The organism is Moorella glycerini, from assembly GCF_009735625.1.
Taxonomy (GTDB): domain Bacteria; phylum Bacillota; class DSM-521; order Neomoorellales; family Neomoorellaceae; genus Neomoorella; species Neomoorella glycerini.
This window is the reverse complement of sequence record NZ_CP046244.1, coordinates 1,911,085-1,928,788: the sequence shown is the minus strand read 5'-3', so window position 1 is coordinate 1,928,788 and position 17,704 is coordinate 1,911,085. Positions and strand designations below refer to the sequence as shown.

General features: G+C 57.9%; 13 protein-coding genes and 1 pseudogene. 1 reads left to right on the top strand and 13 read right to left on the bottom strand.

Annotated features, from left to right (window positions below; translation table 11 throughout):
* Positions 1 to 9: 9 nt before the first annotated feature.
* From mtaB to dnaK, 4 genes are all read right to left on the bottom strand, one after another.
* Positions 10 to 1,362, bottom strand: a complete 1,353-nt coding sequence (gene mtaB, locus MGLY_RS09410; RefSeq protein WP_156276345.1) for a tRNA (N(6)-L-threonylcarbamoyladenosine(37)-C(2))-methylthiotransferase MtaB — start codon at positions 1,360 to 1,362, stop codon at positions 10 to 12.
* 351 nt (positions 1,363 to 1,713) lie between these two features.
* On the bottom strand, positions 1,714 to 2,457 hold the full coding sequence (locus tag MGLY_RS09405) for a 16S rRNA (uracil(1498)-N(3))-methyltransferase (RefSeq protein WP_156273289.1): 744 nt from the start codon (positions 2,455 to 2,457) through the stop codon (positions 1,714 to 1,716).
* Between the two features lie 127 nt (positions 2,458 to 2,584).
* Positions 2,585 to 3,733, bottom strand: coding sequence for a molecular chaperone DnaJ (gene dnaJ, locus MGLY_RS09400; RefSeq protein WP_156273287.1), 1,149 nt, complete (start codon positions 3,731 to 3,733; stop codon positions 2,585 to 2,587).
* A 16-nt stretch (positions 3,734 to 3,749) separates the two neighbouring features.
* Entirely contained in the window at positions 3,750 to 5,315 is a 1,566-nt protein-coding gene (gene dnaK / locus MGLY_RS09395) for a molecular chaperone DnaK (protein ID WP_422880090.1), read from the bottom strand.
* Between the two features lie 194 nt (positions 5,316 to 5,509).
* Here dnaK and MGLY_RS09390 point away from each other — a divergent pair, with 194 nt between their 5' ends.
* The gene (locus MGLY_RS09390) at positions 5,510 to 7,192 is read left to right on the top strand and encodes an IS1634 family transposase (RefSeq protein WP_422880104.1); all 1,683 of its coding nucleotides are present in this window, start codon (positions 5,510 to 5,512) and stop codon (positions 7,190 to 7,192) included.
* A gap of 68 nt (positions 7,193 to 7,260) precedes the next feature.
* On the opposite strand, the pseudogene MGLY_RS09385 reads toward MGLY_RS09390, so the two are convergent.
* The 9 genes and pseudogenes from MGLY_RS09385 to MGLY_RS09345 all read right to left on the bottom strand — a co-directional run.
* Positions 7,261 to 7,536: pseudogene (locus MGLY_RS09385) on the bottom strand (Hsp70 family protein); the annotation flags it as partial.
* The gene (grpE, locus tag MGLY_RS09380) at positions 7,529 to 8,257 is read right to left on the bottom strand and encodes a nucleotide exchange factor GrpE (RefSeq protein ID WP_211661846.1); all 729 of its coding nucleotides are present in this window, start codon (positions 8,255 to 8,257) and stop codon (positions 7,529 to 7,531) included. The pseudogene MGLY_RS09385 and the gene grpE, both read right to left, overlap by 8 nt.
* Before the next feature lie 77 nt (positions 8,258 to 8,334).
* On the bottom strand, positions 8,335 to 9,369 hold the full coding sequence (gene hrcA, locus MGLY_RS09375) for a heat-inducible transcriptional repressor HrcA (RefSeq protein ID WP_156273285.1): 1,035 nt from the start codon (positions 9,367 to 9,369) through the stop codon (positions 8,335 to 8,337).
* 103 nt (positions 9,370 to 9,472) lie between these two features.
* Positions 9,473 to 10,684: a PucR family transcriptional regulator gene (locus MGLY_RS09370; protein ID WP_156273283.1), complete on the bottom strand. Its 1,212-nt coding sequence runs from the start codon at positions 10,682 to 10,684 to the stop codon at positions 9,473 to 9,475.
* A 25-nt stretch (positions 10,685 to 10,709) separates the two neighbouring features.
* Entirely contained in the window at positions 10,710 to 11,258 is a 549-nt protein-coding gene (locus tag MGLY_RS09365) for a 4Fe-4S dicluster domain-containing protein (RefSeq protein ID WP_156273281.1), read from the bottom strand.
* 240 nt (positions 11,259 to 11,498) lie between these two features.
* Entirely contained in the window at positions 11,499 to 13,532 is a 2,034-nt protein-coding gene (locus tag MGLY_RS09360) for a molybdopterin-dependent oxidoreductase (RefSeq protein ID WP_156273279.1), read from the bottom strand.
* 253 nt (positions 13,533 to 13,785) lie between these two features.
* Positions 13,786 to 14,637 carry a dimethyl sulfoxide reductase anchor subunit family protein gene (locus MGLY_RS09355; protein WP_156271739.1) on the bottom strand — a complete coding sequence of 284 codons (852 nt, stop codon included), beginning with the start codon at positions 14,635 to 14,637 and terminating at the stop codon, positions 13,786 to 13,788.
* An 18-nt stretch (positions 14,638 to 14,655) separates the two neighbouring features.
* Complete coding sequence (locus tag MGLY_RS09350) at positions 14,656 to 15,243, bottom strand: DMSO/selenate family reductase complex B subunit (protein ID WP_156271741.1); 588 nt, start codon at positions 15,241 to 15,243, stop codon at positions 14,656 to 14,658.
* 54 nt (positions 15,244 to 15,297) lie between these two features.
* Positions 15,298 to 17,697, bottom strand: coding sequence for a DMSO/selenate family reductase complex A subunit (locus MGLY_RS09345; RefSeq protein WP_156273277.1), 2,400 nt, complete (start codon positions 17,695 to 17,697; stop codon positions 15,298 to 15,300).
* Positions 17,698 to 17,704 lie beyond the last annotated feature (7 nt).

The window sequence follows — 17,704 nt, the reverse complement described above, 5'->3', positions numbered from 1 at the left end:
GGCTTAATATTAATTTCTCCCTCCAGGGCTATTTTCCTGCTCGTCCTTAACATCTTTTTCTAATTTGCCCCAGATTAAACCTCCCCGTAATTCCTGCAGCCTGACCGGGACCAGCCGTCCTGTTAAGTCACCTGTTGCCGCAAAGGCTACCGTCAGGTAATTGCCGGTATGGCCTTCGAAAACACCCGGTTGACCGGGCAGGGGCCTTTCTACCAGTACCGTGAGGGTTTCGTTTAAAAATTCCCGGGCATACTGGCGGGCCAGGCGGCGTCCCAGCTGCAGGAGCCGCCGTTCCCGGTCCTTTTTTACCCCCGGGGCCACCTGGCCGGGCATGGCCGCCGCCGGGGTATCCCGGCGGGGGGAATAGGGAAAAACATGGATGGCGGCCAGGGCCGCTTCCTTGACTACTGCCATGGTATTTTGAAACTGGTCTTCCGTTTCCCCGGGAAAGCCGACCATGACATCGCTGGTAAAGGCCGCCCGGGGCCGTTTGGAGCGTAAGGAAGCGATTAACTCCAGGTAGAAATGGCCGGTATAACGGCGTCCCATTTTTTGCAAGATGTTATCATCACCGCTCTGGAGGGGAATGTGGTAATGGGGGCAGATAACCTCTTCCCCCGCCAGCACGGCCTTTAATGCGGGAGTAAAATCCAGGGGATCAATGGAGCTGATGCGAAGGCGCTGCAGCCCTGGTATCTGGACGATTCTTTTCAAAAGACCAGCCAGGTCTATCCCCCCGGGAAGGTCACGGCCATAGGCGCCGGTGTGGACGCCGGCGAGAACGATTTCCAGGTACCCGGCAGCTACCAGGCGCTCCACCTCGGCCAGGATCGCTTCTGGTGCCCGGCTGCGCAACGGCCCGCGGGCATAAGGGACGATGCAGTAAGTACAGAATTCCTCACAACCTTCCTGGATCTTGAGGAAGGCCCGGGCCCGGCTTACTTCCACCAGGGGCAGCTCTTCAAAGGCTTCCCCGGGTTCGTGGGCGCGGACGGCGTTAACAGGGGCACCTTCCTCCCTGGCCTTGGCCACCAGTTCTACCAGCCGCTGCCGCTCCCGGGTGCCGACTACCACATCGACGCCGGGGATAGCCAGCACCTCCCCCGGGGCTACCTGGGCATAGCAGCCGGTAACAACCACCACTGCCTCCGGGTTGGCCCGGACGGCGCGGCGGATCAGCTGCCGCGACTTGCGGTCGCTGATGTGGGTGACGGTGCAGGTGTGGACGACGTAGACGTCGGCCTTTTCCGGGAAGGGCACGATCTCGTAGCCGGCCGCCCGGAAGAGGTGCTTGATGGCTTCCAGTTCGTTCTGGTTGACTTTGCAGCCCAGGCTCACCAGGGCTACCCGAGGTGAGGGCACGAGTTTCACCTCTAATCCTCCGAAAATAGGGTTCTCCGCCAGAAATGGTTCCTTCTGGTGGGGATATGTCCCTGCGCCGCTCAGGAGTTACGCGCCGACAGGACTACGGCTCGGTTCGGACCGCTGCTCGCCGCCTGCGGATTGCCCATGAACAGGCTCCTGGTTCCGCAAACTTTACTCCTTCTATGAGATTACGTTGTTCCCTCACATAGGTACGCTCAGGCGTCCTCGGCGTCGGCAGCGGTTGCCTCACCTCACCTGTCCTGTTACCGGCGCTCCACTATTCGCGGCTCCGGGACATATCCCCATCCTAACGCCCAGATGAATTTTCATGTCTCCCTGAAGGGGGCGTCAGCCCCCCAGCTCCCCCAGGGCGTACATGATGGCGGCCAGGCAGACCAGGCCGGCCGTTTCTGTCCTCAAGATGCGGGGACCCAGGGTGATGGGTAAACCGCCAAATTTACGGGCCAGGTCAACTTCCACCCGGCTCAAGCCCCCTTCGGGGCCAATAAGCAGGGCCAGTTCCTGTTCCTCCGGGACTGCAGGGAGTATTGACCTGAGGTCACGGGAGCGTTCTTCTTCCCAGGGGACCAGCAACAGGGTACCGGGTTTAAGCCCGGCCAGGGCTGCCTGCAGTTCCAGGGGGCCGTCCACCGCCGGGATCAGGTGCCGGCGGCTCTGGCGGGCTGCTGCCTGCGCCTTTTGCTGCCAGCGTTCCCTGCGCCGGGTGCAGGCCTCCGGGTCCGGCCGGGGGATGGAACGTTCCGTAACCAGGACGACAATCCGGGCTACCCCTAATTCTGTACATTTTTCAATGATAAAATCCATTTTATCCCCCTTGGGCCAGCCCTGGTAGAGGGTCACTTTTACCCGCGGCTCCGGGCTGTCCAGGGGGGCCTTAATAGAAGCAATTAGCCGGTCTTTGTGGATGGTTACGATTTCCGCCAGGTACCCCCGGCCGCTTTTATCGGCCAGAGATATAGTTTCTCCCACCTGCAACCGCAGGACGCGGAGGGCGTGATGAGCGTTTTCCCCCTCCAGGATGACCGGTTCGCTGGGAACGATCAGGGCAGGCAGAAAAAAATGGTGGGCCATAACGGCTCACCCCCTGCACAGAAGTTGGATACAGGAAGTCGGAGATCGGTTGCCTCGTAGAAACCGGCTGCGCCGGTTTCAGGCCTTTTGAAGATTGCCAGGCAGCCCTGCAGGGATATTTATAAAGTTATCCCATGAAGGCATCCTTTACTTTCTTAAAGAAGCCTTTATCCTGCTCCCTGGCGCCTTTAGGCTCCCAGCCATACAGGCGACCGAACTCCCGCAGCAGCTCCTTTTGTTTTTCATTAAGGTTGGTAGGCGTCTCAACATGAATCCGTACATGCTGGTCACCCCGGCCGGCGCCGTTCAAGCGGGGGATGCCCTTGCCCTTCAGCCTGAAGGTGGCCCCGCTCTGGGTGCCGGCGGGGATATTGAGTTCGGCTTTACCGTCCAGGGTGGGCACCAGGATCCTGTCGCCCAGGGCCGCCTGGACCATGGTTACCGGCACCTCGCAGAGGACATCATAACCGTCCCGCCGGAAAAAGGGATGGGGCCGGACGTTAATATAGACATAGAGGTCGCCCGGCGGCCCGCCGCGGATGCCGCTCTCGCCTTCGCCGGCCATACGCAGGCGGGCACCGGTATCCACCCCCGGGGGAATTTTGATCTTTATCTTGCGGGTGCGCTGCACTACACCCCGGCCGCGGCAGGTGGGGCAGGGCGTTTCAATAATGGTCCCCTGGCCGTGGCAGTGGTGACAGGTGCGTATGGTCTGGAAATGTCCCAGGGGGGTACTCTGGGAGATGCGGACCTGCCCGGTGCCGTGGCAGGTGGGGCAGGTCTTAAGCCTGGTACCGGGCGCCGCGCCGCTGCCGTCACAGGCAGGGCACTTTTCCTGGCGCGGTACGCCGATTTCCTTTTCCCCGCCAGAGGCGGCTTCTTCAAAGGAAATTTCTATATCCAGGCGCAGGTCATCGCCCCGCTGGGGACCCTGGCGCCTGGCTGTCCGGCCAAAACCGCCGCCAAAAAACATGTCAAAGATGTCGCCAAAGGTTCCGAAATCAGCACCGGCGCCGCCGAAGTCAAAACCGCCGAAGCCGGGCCCGCCCGTCTCCATGCCGGCATGGCCGAACTGGTCGTAGCGGGCCCTCTTCTCCGGGTCGCTCAAGACTTCGTAGGCTTCCTGGACCTCTTTGAACTTTTCTTCGGCCTCTTTATTCCCCGGGTTCATATCCGGGTGGTACTTGCGCGCCAGCTGGCGGTAAGCCTTCTTGATTTCCGCCTCGGAGGCGTCCCGGGAAACCCCCAGGACCTCGTAATAATCGCGCTTGGCCATGGCTGGTCACCGGTTTTTATTTCTTGTCGTCATCGACGATTTTGTAGTCGGCATCATAGACATTGCCGTCCTGTTGCGCCCCGCCGGTAGGACCGGTTCCACCCTGGGCCCCGCCGCCGGCCTGGGCACCGGCCTGCTGGTACACTTTTGTGGTCAGGGCATAGAGGGCCTGGGAAAGGGCTTCCATCTTTTCTTTGATCTTAGCTGTATTCTTGCTATCCAGGACGTCCTGGAGTTCTTTCTTCGCCTGTTCGATGCGGTCCACGTCGGCCTTGTCGGCTTTATCTTTAAACTCCTTCAGGGTGCGGTCGGCCTGGTAGATGAGGGAATCCGCCTGGTTCCTGGTTTCAATTTCCTCTTTACGCTTGCGGTCGCTCTCGGCATAGGCCTCGGCATCCTTAACCATGCGCTGGATTTCTTCTTCTGTGAGGCCGCTGGAAGAAGTAATGGTTATGGCCTGCTGTTTACCGGTAGCCAGGTCTTTAGCCGAGACGTGCACGATGCCGTTGGCGTCGATATCAAACTTGACTTCAATCTGGGGTACACCCCGGGGCGCCGGGGGGATACCCGTCAGCTGGAAACGGCCCAGGGTTTTATTGTCGGCGGCCATGGCCCGCTCGCCCTGGAGGACGTGGATTTCCACCATGGTCTGGTTGTCGGCGGCGGTGGAAAAGATCTGGCTCTTGGACGTCGGGATGGTGGTATTACGTTCAATTATTTTCGTAAACACGCCGCCCAGGGTTTCAATACCCAGGGACAGCGGGGTAACATCCAGGAGCAGGACGTCCTTGACCTCGCCGGCCAGGACCCCGGCCTGGATGGCGGCGCCCAGGGCGACACACTCATCCGGGTTAATACCCTTGTGTGGTTCTTTGCCCAGGATCTTGCGCACCGTCTCCTGGACCAGAGGCACCCTGGTGGAGCCGCCTACCAGTAACACCTTGTCAATATCCTTGGGCTCCAGCCCGGCGTCAGCCAGGGCCTGCCTGGTGGGACCGACGGTCTTTTCTACCAGGTCGGCTATCAATTCTTCAAACTTGGCCCGGGTGAGATTTACATCCAGGTGGATGGGGCCGCTGGGCGTCGCCGAGATGAAGGGCAGGTTAATGTTGGTGCTGGTCATGCTGGAAAGCTCGATTTTAGCTTTTTCCGCCGCTTCCTTCAGGCGCTGCATGGCCATTTTATCCTGCCTCAGGTCCACCCCGTGCTCCCGGCGGCAGATGTCTACCAGGTAGTCCATAATCCGCTGGTCAAAGTCGTCGCCGCCCAGGCGGTTATTACCGCTGGTGGCCTTGACTTCAAAGACGCCGTCCCCCAGTTCCAGGATGGAAACGTCAAAAGTGCCGCCGCCCAGGTCATAAACAAGGATGGTCTGGTCTTCTTCTTTATCCAGGCCGTAGGCCAGGGAGGCAGCCGTCGGCTCGTTGATAATCCTTAAAACCTCCAGGCCGGCAATGCGGCCGGCGTCTTTGGTAGCCTGGCGCTGGCTGTCGGTGAAGTAGGCCGGTACCGTGATGACCGCCTGGGTCACCTTTTCTCCCAGGTAGGCCTCCGCGTCGGCCTTCAGCTTTTGCAGGATCATGGCCGAGATTTCCTGGGGTGTGTATTCCCCGAGTTCGACAGTTGCTAGGCAAAAATGGCTGCTTTTCAGATGAAGAAACCTTATAAATCAACGTTTCCCGCTCTTGGGAGAGCTCAAAAATCAAAAATCACATAGGCACACGATTCCGGAATTAGAGCTTGATGGCTATGTAGTACATGCGCTATAATATAGACATGTACATAAGAACTATTTCCCGCAAAAACAAGGACGGCTCTGTTGTCCGTTATATCCAGCTTGCCCACAACGTCTGGGACCCCCAAGCCGGCTATCCGAAAGCCAAAGTACTATTCAACTTCGGCCGCGAAGAGGATGTAGACCGGGAAGCCCTGGTCCGCCTGGTAAAGAGTATTACGCGTTTTTTGGGACCGGAAGAGGTTTTGCGCACCCAAGGAGAGTTAAACGGCAGCACTCCCCTGAAATTTGTCTCCAGCCGGCCTATGGGCGGCGCCTGGGTATTAAACGAACTGTGGAACCGGCTGGGTATTAGCGACGTTTTAGTCAGGTTGCTGGCCAAACGTAAGTTCCAGAATCCGGTCGAACGGGCCATCTTCGCCATGGTAGCCAACCGGGCTTTGCACCCGGCCAGTAAACTTAAGACCGAGGATTGGGTCAGCCACGACGTTTTCATTCCCGGCCTCCCGGAGGTACCGGTGCAACACCTTTACCGGGCCATGGACTTCTTACTGGAGGCTGCGGAAGAGATACAAAAGGATATCTTCTTCGCCGTGGCCCACCTCTTTAACCTGGAAGTAGATCTCCTGTACTTCGATACCACCTCCACCTACTTTGAAGTGGAAGAGGAGGATAATCCGGAGGACCATAAGCAGCACCTTCGGCGTAAAGGCAACTCCAAGGACCACCGGCCGGATTTACCGCAGGCTGTAATCGGCCTGGCGGTCACCAGGGAAGGCCTCCCAGTACGCTGCTGGGTCTGGCCCGGGAACACCGCCGATATGGCGGTAATCGAGCAAGTCAAAAAGGACCTGGTGGGCTGGCAACTGGGCCGGGTCATCACCGTTGTCGACCGCGGCTTTGCTTCGGAAGATAACCTTCGCTACCTCCAGCGTGCCGGTGGCCACTATATTGCCGGCGAAAAGATGCGCAGCGGCAAAGAAACCGTAGAAGAAGCCCTGACCAGACCGGGCCGCTACAAAACCGTCAAAGATAACCTTGAAGTCAAAGAAGTTATCGTCGGCGACGGTGAAAAAAGGGTACGCTATATCCTGGTCCGCAACCCCAAAGAAGCAGAAAAAGACAGACTTGAGCGGGAGAAAATATTGACCCGCCTCAAGGAAGAACTAAAAGCCATCGGCGACCTTAAAGGCGAACCCCATACCAAAGCCTGCTGCCAGCTTATCGCCCATCCCACCTATGGCCGCTATCTCAAGACCGACAAGAAAGGGCAACCGTATATCGATATGGCCAAGGTGAAAGCCGAAGAAAAGCTGGACGGCAAATACCTGTTACGGACCTCGGACGATACTTTAAGCCCGGAAGACGTGGCCCTCGGCTACAAGCAGCTTCTCGAAGTAGAAGACGCCTTCCGTACCATGAAACAGTCCTTAGAGCTGCGGCCTATTTATCATCGCCTGAGCGACCGCATCCATGCCCATGTCCTCCTGTGCTGGCTGGGACTGCTCCTAATCCGGGTAGCTGAAACGAAAGTGCAGGATAGCTGGCGGAACATCCGCCAGACCCTGGAACGCATGCACCTGGGCGAATTTGTTGGTCCTGAGGGCAGGATACTCCAAAGGACGGAAACAACCCCGCCACAGCAGCATATCTTCAAGACCCTTGGGATAAAGGAACCGCCGCAAATAATCGCGGTCGAAACAAAGGCCAGAAAGGGTCCCTAGTAACACGCGCCCCAAAAGCCGAACCCTGAAACCCTTGCGCGACAAGCTGTTGCGCTTATTATTCACCTAGCAACTGTCGAACTTGGGTATTCCTTGTCATCGATTTTAACTTTATAATTGGTGCCCATATGGCGTTTAATGGACATGACGGTCCGGTCGGGATTGGTGATGGCCTGGCGTTTAGCTACCTGGCCGACAACCCGCTCGCCGTCCTTGGTAAAGGCCACTACGGAAGGCGTGGTGCGGCCGCCTTCCGCATTGGGGATGACTACTGCTTCCCCGCCTTCCATGACGGCTACGCAGGAGTTGGTTGTACCCAGGTCGATACCGATTACTTTACCCATTGTGATCTACCTCCTGTTCTCCAGCTTCTTGTTTGGTTTCCTGTTCTGTGGCACCGGCCGCTACCGCCACTTTGACCATGGCCGGCCGTATGAGCTTGCCATACAAAGTATAACCCCGGCGGAACTCTTCCACCACCAGGTTTATTTTATCCGGTTCCGGTGTTTCTTCCCGCGCTACTGCTTCGTGAACTTCAGGATCAAAGGGCTGGCCCAGAGCGGCTACGGGCATTAGCCCTTCCTGGCTTAAGATTTCTTTTAAATGACGCAGGGTCATCTCCACCCCGGTTTCCAGGGCCTGCTTTTCCGCTCCTGGAGCTGCTGCCAGGGCCCGCTCCAGGTTATCCAGGACGGGCAAGAGGCTCTCAATGAGCCGGGCATTGGCCAGCCGGGTCAGTTCTTCCTGCTCGCGGCGGGTACGCTTGCGGTAGTTGTCAAAATCGGCCTGCAGGCGCAAATAGCGCTGCTGCAGCCCGGCTAAAGCTTCCTCTTTAGCGGCCAGCTCCGCCTGGAGGCGGGTTAATACTTCCTGGCTGGCTTCTCCGGCCGTCTCGTTATTTTCCTCGACCGGTTTTTCCCCAGCCCCCGCTGGTCCGCCGCTGGCTTCCTGCCCTGCTCCTTCCCCTGCTTCTCCGGCAGGCGGTTCTCCCGGCCTGGTCAGCCTTTCTTCCCTTTCCCCACTTGCCGGTCCATTATTCATTTTATTGTCCTGCCTGGCATCCATAACTTCTTACGGTCACTCCCTTTCGTAAAAAAGGCCAGCACCTAAAGGCACCGGCCTGATCCAGGTGGCCCTGAAACTCAGCGGTAAAATTGCTTCAAGGACCGGGACAAGCTATCGGCCACACACTGGAGGACCGATATAACCCGGGAATAGTGCATCCGCGTTGGTCCGAGTAAGCCCACTTTACCCATTATTTTCCCTTCGACGGCATAGCTAATCGTTACTACACTGCATTTATCAATGCCTTCTTCTTTATTCTCCTGGCCGATCCTGATCGTCAGGCCGCTTGCCGGAGTGGCTTTAAAAATACGCCGCAGGGCCTCTTCCCGCTCGAGAAAAGCCAGGATTTCCTTGACCTTCTCTAAATTTTTAAACTCCGGCTGGCTTAAAATGTTGAGGATGCCTTCCAGGTAAACCTTCTCGCCGCCTTCCAGGGCCAGGATTTGTTGCAAAAGGTCAATCACCTGTTTGATTAAACCCCGGTGCTGGGCTACTTCCCGGTAGATATCCCTCAACACTGCCTGGCGCAGCTCTTCCAGGGCTATACCCTGCAGGCTGGCATTGAGAACCCGGGAGATACGGGTAAGATCCTCCGGGGTTACATTGACGGGAATGGTAAAGATCCGGTGCTCAACCATACCGGTGCTGGTAATCGCTACCAGCAGGGCCTTGTTGGTTGAATGGACAGGTAAAATCTGCACCTGCTCCAGGATGGCATTGTTCTGGTTGGGTCCCAGGGCAATTGCCGTATAGGCGGTCATCTCGGAAAGTAAACGGGCCGTTTCCTCCAGGACCTGCTCGATTTCCAGCATTTTTTGGTTATAGCGCTTGCGCACGTATTCTTCTTCCGCCGGGGTTAATTTTTCCGGCTCCATAAGGCAGTCAACGTAGTAACGATAACCGTAGTCCGAAGGTATACGGCCGGCCGAGGTATGGGGTTGCTCCAGCAAGCCCATTTCCTCCAGGTCGGCCATCTCATTCCGGATGGTGGCCGGACTTACCCCCAGGTTGTACCGCCGGGCAATGGTGCGCGAGCCTACCGGTTCGCCGGTAAGGATATAATCCTGGACAATGGCGGCCAGGACCTGTTTTTTCCGCTCATCCATCCGCATGTTCTCACCTTCTTATTAGCACTCTTAAGGCCAGAGTGCTAAGAGCTTACTTAAAACATACCACCGGCCCTGGCTTTTGTCAAGTGAAAGTAACGATACACCTTCACCGGCCGAGCATAACCTTAACCTGGAGGGCGGTATACAGGTTGACCAGAACCTCAATCCGGCGCAGGTCCTGGCCCAGGAGCTCTTCTATCTTTTTCAGGCGGTAGCGCAGGGTATTGACGTGGATGAACATATCCTTCGCCGCACGGTTGTGGTCTCCGGAGGCGTACAGGTAGGAAGCCAGGGTTTCCAAAAGATTGGCGTTATGCTCGGCATCATATTTCTGGAGAGCGCCTAAGGTTTCTTCATAATAGTCCTCCAGTTCCTGTTCCCCCTGGTTAAAGATCAATCGCAGGACCCCTAGTTCATCAAAAAAGGTCAAGACTCCTCGACGCCGCAGGAGGCGGCTGATCTCCAGGGCCACCTTGGCTTCCTGGTAGGCCCGGTAGAGATCGGCTACGTTTTCGTAAAAGCGCCCGACCCCGGCGGAGAAGGTCCTGCCGTCCAGGTGAGCGGCAGTCGATTTTTGCAGGGATTTAACCAGTCCGGCGATTTTGCCTTTATTAACCCCTGCTTCATTTGTAGCGAACGGTATTAAGAGAATTAGCTGGTCACTGCGATCAGCAAGGATAATCTCCGGCGCCTGTTGTTTCAGGTGAGACTGCATTAACTGGCGCCACCGTTCCCACAGGGTTTCGTCTCTTTCCTGCTGGTCCTGCCGGTCCAGGGAGAGGACCACCAGTAAATGGGGCCGGGTTAAGTCCCAGCCCCAGAGGCGGCCCCTGTTGACTATGGCTTCCCGGTTTGGTAAATTATTATACAGGATATCCTGGATGAATTCATTCCGGTAACGCCTCTCGGTTTCCTGGGCTATGCGGGCCCGGGACATCTCAATCATGGCCGCCAGAGCGGCTGCTTTCAGGGGCTCCCGGTAAGGGTGCCAGTCCTCGGCCACCTCCAGGAGAAAGAGGTAACCATACAGCGTAACCTCACCAATGGGGAGCATGAGAAAGAATATTCCTGTACCGGCTTCCTGTAAACGGCCGCGATAAAACGCCCCCTCTACTGTCTCCCGGGGGAGTTCCACTGGCAGGTAATCACCAAAGTTCAGGGTCTTACCCGGCGGCGCCTGGCTGGCCAGGATGCGCAGGGTAAGGTCGCAGACTACAGCGGGCCGCCCGCTAACCTCCGCCAGGAGGCGGGCAATGGAAACCAGGCCCTTGCCCGCAGCAGCCATCTCCAGAAAACGGCACCATTTTTGTGGTTCCATACAAAAATCACCGTTGATATTTGTATTAACCAACAAGAAAGAACCTTTCCCCTTCCTCCGGAGCCTTCAGGCGCAGGGTGGGTCGGGTGATGTTGACGTCAGCCAGCCCCGGTACCCACTTCTCTCCCAGTTCCTTACCCTCATCTAATTGTAACACCTGCAGGGCCTTGACCGGACAGGCTTCAACGCAGGCCGGTGGCAGGCCATTTTCTATTCTCTCTACGCAGAGGTCACACTTTTCAACTTTCCCTGTTGTCAGGTTGTAACGGGGAGCCCCGAAGGGGCAGGCGCGGACGCAACGGTTACAACCTCTGCACCGCCCGCTGTTATGCAGGACGATGCCGTCCCGTCGCTTGTTATAGGTGCGTTCGGGACAGACCCGGAAACACTCGGGGTTTTCACAATGGTTGCAGGCCAGGGAGAGATAATATTCCTGCCACCGGCCCCTTACCTGGCCGGCAAAGGTCCGCACCTGCCGCAGGGGAAACCCGAGACCCTTCCAGTGCTGGCAGGCCCCCTCACAGGCCCGGCAACCAAGGCAACGGTTCAGGTCCAGGAAAAAACCCAGTCGCATCCTTCGCACCCCCCTCCGAAAATGCTTATCAAGTCATTGTGCTACCTGGTAGGGCAGGTTCCCTTCAGGCGCTGTTGCGCCCCTATACTTGTTCAAGCTCCGCAGGTCTCGGGCGCGGCTAAACCCGGCCCTGCGGGCCGTGAAACTTGAAACTTCGACCTCGCTTTTTTCCTCGGTCTGCTCTGCTCTTCTTAGTCAAGGCGCAAGCGCGCCTTCAGGGAACCTGCCCGCCGGTCTTTCCTACACCGGGGCGATATTGACAAAGGTGTCATAATAGGCCAAGGCGGGGCCGCCGCTGGTGATGCTTCCCATATCAGTGGCCAGGGGCGGGGTAAGGTCGTTGATAGCCTGGCCTCCGGGCAGGGGCCGCTGGTGGCAGAGGATAGTTTGCGGCGGCACCAGTTCAGTTATGCCCACCGTGATTATAACTTCTCCCAACTCATTGTAAAGGCGGGCCGGGCTGCCGTCGGCCAGGCCCCGCTCCCTGGCCAGGCTGGGATCGACCAGGGCCAAGGCTTCCGGTACGTCGTCGAGGTTATAAAACTGGGAGTTCAAGCCGGCGCTGGTGTGAGGGGTCAGAAGACGGTAGGGGTAGGCCTCCGTACCTGCGGCTGCCGGCTGGTAAACCGGCAGGGGAAGCAGGCCGGCTGTCGCCGCCCGGTCCGAAAAGATTTCATACCGCCCGGAAGGGGTGGCGAACCGCTCCCCGGTCCAGGGATTGACCGGCAGTTTTAATTTCCTGGGGCCGTCCAGGAGTTCGCGGTAATGGTTTATCCCCAGTAACCGGTAAACCTCCGGGTTAAAAACCTGCTCCAGCCACTCTTCTTCCGTCCAACCGGTGGGAAAAGGACAGCTTCCAGGGTTCATTTGCTTTAGAACCCTGGCCAGGTCACTCGCCATCTGGAGTTCGGAGCGGCATTCACCCCGGGGAGGTACGGCCGGTTCATTGATCCCTATCCAGCGGTGCCAGTAGCTGGGAACAACATCCCAGCTTTCAAAAAAGGTAGTTGCCGGCAGGAAGATGTCGGCCACCCGCGCCGTCTCGGTCAGGAACTGGCCGCTTAAGACCACCAGCTCCAGATTCGCCAGGGTCCGATGTAATTCTTCTGTAACAGCGTTTTGGCTCAAGGGGTTGGCATTGGCCAGGAGGGCCATTTTCACCGGGGGATTGTCTGCCTCCTTCAGGCCCCGGGCCAGATTATGGATAGGTATTTGCCTTGCGCTGCCGGCAGGGCGCATCCACCCCGGCCAGGAGGTGGTAAAAAGCTCGCTCACTACCGGGGTGGCATAATAAACGCCGCCCCCCTCCCGGCCCAGGTTTCCGGTCATGGCCGCCAGGGCGTTGATGGCCCGAATGTTCTGGCCGCCATTGATGTGGCGCTGCAGGCCTATCCCTATCCAGATGGCCGCCGGGTTGCCGGCGGCGTACTCCTCCGCCAGGCGGGCCATTAGGGCCGGTGGCACGCCCGAAGCTGCAGCCAGCTCCGCGGGATCCAGGCCGGCCAGGTATTCCCGCCACTCCGGCCATCCCTGCACATGGTTTTCCAGGTAGTAATTATCTACCAACCCTTTCTGCCACAGATGGCGGGCCAGTCCTAAAGCCAGGGCGCCGTCGCTGCCGGGTTTAATCTGGACATAGAAGTCGGCCCGGGCCGCCGTGGCTGTAAAAACAGGATCAATAACAACCAGACGGGCACCCCTTTCCCGGGCCTGGTAGATATATTCCATCTGGTGGACTGCCGTCCAGGCCGGGTTGGCCCCCCAGAGCAACAGGTAGCTGGCCCGGGCCATGACCTCCGGGTCGGGGTGGTTGTGGGTGCCGTAACCGTAGACCATGGCGTCCAGGCCGGCGCTCCAGCAGAGGGAACCCGACGCTACCGTCACCTCGCCCAGGCTGCGGGCCAGCCAGTTCCAGGCCTGGTGCAGGAGACCTATGTTACCCGAACTGCTGTAAAAGAAGACTGGTAAAAAGGAACCGTAACGTCCCTTGAGGTCCAGCATTTTACCGGCAATGAGGGCCAGGGCTTCGTCCCAGCCTATCCGGCGCCAGTTGCCGGAACCCCGGGGCTCCTGCCGTAAAGGGTGCAGCACCCGCTCTGGATGGTTGAAGATCTCCAGGTAGCTGTAGCCGAGACGGCAAAGGTGTCCCCGGCTGTAACCGTGGGCCGGATCGCCGGCCAGCTCCTTGATTTTTCCCCCTTCTACCAGGGAGATCAGGCCGCAGGTGTTGTAGCAATTCCGGGGGCAGGTATGGCGGTAAAAACGCGGCGCCATCAAGCTCCACCTCCGTTAATCAGCGGTCCGGCAAGGTTATGGTTGCATAGGCCTGAAAGGCTCCCGGCAATAGTCTCCAGAGTTTTCCCGCCCTCATTTTGAAAAAGCGGGCATGGTCAGCCCGCTTCTAAACTAAAATTCTCACTTTATATTATCGTACTTTACTTGCGCACGGTCAAGAAGGTGGAAGAAGATACCTGCCATATCCTTTGTTAATGTCAGTCAGGCGTAAGTAATAATATGATAGCCTGACTCAGAACTGGCCGACCATAATGCTGACCCCGGTGGCATAGAAAAGATAGCGGCTGGCTAGTTCGGCCAGGATGAGGAGGGCCAGGGCGCCGTAGAGCCACTGTCCCGTCAGGGCCGAACCATTTTCGCCGTACGCCCGCAGGGCCAGGAAGGTAAAGACAAGGCCACCGATTATCGCCAGGGCCTGGCTCAATACCAGGGCCGGCGCTGCTCCCAGGAGCAGGCGGGCACTCTCCTGCGCCGCTACCGGTCCGGCGCTCAAGCTGGCCAGGTAGGGCGGCAGGCTGACCAGCTGCAGGGCCACGCCGATGACCGCCAGGATGACCGTTGTTTTCAGCATGCTTCCCTGGCCTTCCTGCCGGGCCCGGTAGGCCAGCACGGCGTAGAGGATGGCCCCCAGCACCAGGGCCGTACTGTAGAAGACTATATGGGTATAGGCCGTCTCCCACGCCGGCAGGATGGTGTGGACATAGATGTTGGCCATGCTGACGAGGGCTATTATCCCGCACAGGCCGGCCAGCCAGCCCAGGGCGGCCCTGGCCCCCTCACCGGCCCCGCTGCGCACCTCAACATAGTAACTCACCAGCCACAGGACGAAGAACCCGGCCGAGAAGAAAATCTCCCGGCTGAGCCACGAGGTCTTCAAATTCAGAACAGCCAGCGGCGCTCCTACAGGGCTGCCCAGGTGTCCTAGAGAGACAATCATGCTGGCCGCCATAAGGATGCCTACCCACAGGAGAACCGGCTTGAGCCCTTCCCTCTGCTTTAAATTCAAGGCCTGGGCGACGACCATTAAACCTACGCTCATCTGGGCCAGTAAGGTGAAAAGTACCAGCGCCCATTCTTTACCCATTAGCTTCTCCTCCCATTCCTATTTCCCCAGGGCTGCATCCCGGTGGGGAGTTATTAAAATTGAAGGTTTGGTAAGGTTGGGGTCAGGCAGGCCTTTGATCTGGTTGGTACCGCCGTATTTCTTCTTGAGTTCGTCCAGGGGGCCGAAATCCAGTACCCGCATGGGGCAGGCGGTTACGCAGGCCGGCTGTTCCCCTTTGGCCAGGAGATCGCGGCAGAAGTCGCACTTGCCTACCTTGCCGCTTTCGGGGTTATACTGGGGCGCCTCGTAGGGGCAGCTCCAGACGCAGTAACGGCAACCGATACATTTATTCTGATCGACAAAGACGACCCCATCCTCCGGGCGCTTCTGCATAGCGCCGGTGGGGCAGTTCTTAACGCAGGGCGCCTCCTGGCAGTGGTTGCAACTTATTGAAATCCAGTAGGCGTAGACGTCGGCTTTAACGGCGTTGTTGCCCACCACGGTATAGCCGCCGCCGGCTATCTCATGGACTTTCCTGAAGAGCTGTCCTACCTCCAGGTCGTTTTTATCCTTGCAGGCGATCTGGCAGGTAAAGCAGCCGATACAGCGGTCCTGCTGGACGTGAAAACCTAGCTGTCCGGCCATAGTTTCTCCTCCGTTCTGTTTTTATCTTTTTGGCTTATCCAGGTGCTTCGGCCTTTAAGCTTTAACCACCTGCACCAGGTTGGTGTGCTGGGGGTTGCCGTGGGCCAGGGGCGTGGGATGGTATTTAGTGAGGACGTTGACGCAGCCCCTGGTATCTACCCCGTCCGGATCCGGCGTCCACCAGGCGCCCTGGGGTAAGGATACCACGCCGGGCAGAATCCGGGGGGTTACCCTGGCGTAAGTTATAGTTGCACCGCGGTCGTTGAACACCTTTACCCGGTCACCGTCCCGGATGCCCCGCTTCTCTGCATCTGCCGGGTTTATCCATAGCTCTTGCCGGGCCGCCTCTTCCAGCCAGGCCACATTATCGAAGGTGGAATGTACCCGCCGCTTGTAGTGGGGACTGATGCACTGCAGGGGATATTTCTCCTTCAAGGGATCTTCCGGACCCTCCCAGGCCGGGACATATTTGGGGATGGCCGGTATCTCCCGGGGGTTGTTCATGGCCCACAGGCGGGGGGAGAAAATCTCTATCTTCCCCGAAGGCGTCTTGAAGGGGTTATTGGCCGGATCTTCAATCTGCTTTTTGTAGGGGATAATGGGTTCCCTGGGCGCCACTTTATAAATACCCTTGCGCCGGAATTCTTCAAAGGTAGGGAAGTCCGGATTCGCCTTGCGGGTTTCCTCCACAATATAGCGCAGCCAGTCTTCTTCTGTCTTCCCTTCGGTGTACCTGTCGCCAAAGCCCAGCCGTTTGGCTAGTTCGCTACAGACCCAGTAGAGGCTCCGGCATTCATGGGGTGGATCTATCACCTTTTGATGGTAAATAGCATAGCCGATGCCAGAGGCGAAAGTAACGATATCTTCCCGTTCAAAGTGGGTGACGTCAGGCAGCAGTATATCGGCAAACCTGGCGCTGGGAGTGAGGAAGATGTCGTGCACTATTATTAGTTCGCATTTCTTTTCATCGGACAGTATCCGGGCTGTCCGGTTGGCATCTGCATGCTGGTTTACCAAAGTATTGCTGGCGTAATTCCAGACCACCTTGATGTCAGTGGAGAGCTTATCTGCCCCTTTGACCCCGTCGGCAGCGGTCATTTCATGGCCTCGCTCAATGGCCTCCGTCCACATGAAGCAGGGGATAGAAGCTTTGACCGGATTTTCTCCCGCAGGCATCCAGGCTACAGGCACCCCGTGGCCCCCGTAGTACAGGCCCGGCCCCCCTCCCTTAAGGCCGATATTGCCCGTCATGGCCGCCAGGACCGGTAAACCCCTTACCGGCTGTTCGCCATAGGCGTGGCGTTGCCAACCCCAGCCCTGGATGAGACAGCAGGGCTTGATGGTAGCGATTTGCCGCGCCAGTTTAATGATGGTGTTCCGGGGCACGCCGGTAATGGCCTCCGCCCACGCCGGCGTTTTCGGCGTCCTGTCTTCACCTAGACCTAAGATATAGCTTTTAAAGGAGTTGCCGGGAGGCACATCAGGCGGCATGTGCTCTTCATCAAACCCCAGGCAGTACTTATCCAGAAAGGCCTGGTCGTGAAGGTTTTCCGTGATCATGACGTAGGCCAGGGCGGCAAGGAGGGCGTTATCCGTAGTAGGCCGGATGGGGATCCATTCGTCGGCCACATTTACCGCGGTATCCGTATAGCGCGGGTCCACTACGATTATCCGCGCCCCTTTTTCTTTGGCCTGGAGCAGGAAATAATGGTGATTGGCTCCGCCCATGCGGGTTTCCGCCGAGTTATCGGCAAAGAGGACGATAAGCTTTGAATACAGCAGGTTGTCCGGGCTTACGCCCTCTACCGTCCCGTAAGTGAACGGCGCTGTATAGCTGTAGCATGCCGTGCTATAGGTGTTGTAGTAACCGAGAAAGCCGCCAAACATATTGAGAAAGCGTTTCAAAGCCCCGCCAAAGGCCGGGGTTATCCAGGACTGGCTGATCTGGCCGTAGATGCCGGTGGCGTAATTGATATAGATCGCTTCGTTACCATAGGTGCTTTTGATGCGTCGCAGTTCACCGGCAATGGTATCCAGGGCTTCGTCCCAGGAAATCCTTTCAAATTTGCCTTCGCCACGTTTACCTACCCGCTTCATGGGATATTTCAACCGGTCAGGATGGTAGAGGCGTTTCCTCTGGGAACGTCCCTTCAGGCAGGCGCGGGCCTGGGGAAAATCAGGACTGTCGTTACCTTCTTGATCGGAAGTAAACCAGGTTATCACACCGTCTTTAACATGGGCATTCAGGGGACAGCGGCCGCCGCAGTTATGGACGCAGCTGGTGGGGATAATTGTTTCCTCCGTAGCAGCGGCAGCACCACCGCCTGCCGCCCCGGCCTTGCTGTCCCATGACAGGGTTGCCAGGGCTGCCGCCCCGCCGGCCGCCGCCGCGCTGAGGGCTAAAAACTTGCGCCTGGAGATGGGCTTGAGCCACAGTTTGGTGTCCTCAGCCATACTCCCT

What these genes read in the sequence shown, in the direction of transcription:
- MGLY_RS09405 (WP_156273289.1), bottom strand. Translation starts at nt 2,457, where the DNA reads ATGGCCCACCATTTTTTTCTGCCTGCCCTGATCGTTCCCAGCGAACCG.
- dnaJ (WP_156273287.1), bottom strand. Translation starts at nt 3,733, where the DNA reads ATGGCCAAGCGCGATTATTACGAGGTCCTGGGGGTTTCCCGGGACGCC.
- dnaK (WP_422880090.1), bottom strand. Translation starts at nt 5,315, where the DNA reads ATGATCCTGCAAAAGCTGAAGGCCGACGCGGAGGCCTACCTGGGAGAA.
- MGLY_RS09390 (WP_422880104.1), top strand. Translation starts at nt 5,510, where the DNA reads ATGTACATAAGAACTATTTCCCGCAAAAACAAGGACGGCTCTGTTGTC.
- grpE (WP_211661846.1), bottom strand. Translation starts at nt 8,257, where the DNA reads ATGGATGCCAGGCAGGACAATAAAATGAATAATGGACCGGCAAGTGGG.
- hrcA (WP_156273285.1), bottom strand. Translation starts at nt 9,369, where the DNA reads ATGCGGATGGATGAGCGGAAAAAACAGGTCCTGGCCGCCATTGTCCAG.
- MGLY_RS09370 (WP_156273283.1), bottom strand. Translation starts at nt 10,684, where the DNA reads ATGGAACCACAAAAATGGTGCCGTTTTCTGGAGATGGCTGCTGCGGGC.
- MGLY_RS09365 (WP_156273281.1), bottom strand. Translation starts at nt 11,258, where the DNA reads ATGCGACTGGGTTTTTTCCTGGACCTGAACCGTTGCCTTGGTTGCCGG.
- MGLY_RS09360 (WP_156273279.1), bottom strand. Translation starts at nt 13,532, where the DNA reads ATGGCGCCGCGTTTTTACCGCCATACCTGCCCCCGGAATTGCTACAAC.
- MGLY_RS09355 (WP_156271739.1), bottom strand. Translation starts at nt 14,637, where the DNA reads ATGGGTAAAGAATGGGCGCTGGTACTTTTCACCTTACTGGCCCAGATG.
- MGLY_RS09350 (WP_156271741.1), bottom strand. Translation starts at nt 15,243, where the DNA reads ATGGCCGGACAGCTAGGTTTTCACGTCCAGCAGGACCGCTGTATCGGC.
- MGLY_RS09345 (WP_156273277.1), bottom strand. Translation starts at nt 17,697, where the DNA reads ATGGCTGAGGACACCAAACTGTGGCTCAAGCCCATCTCCAGGCGCAAG.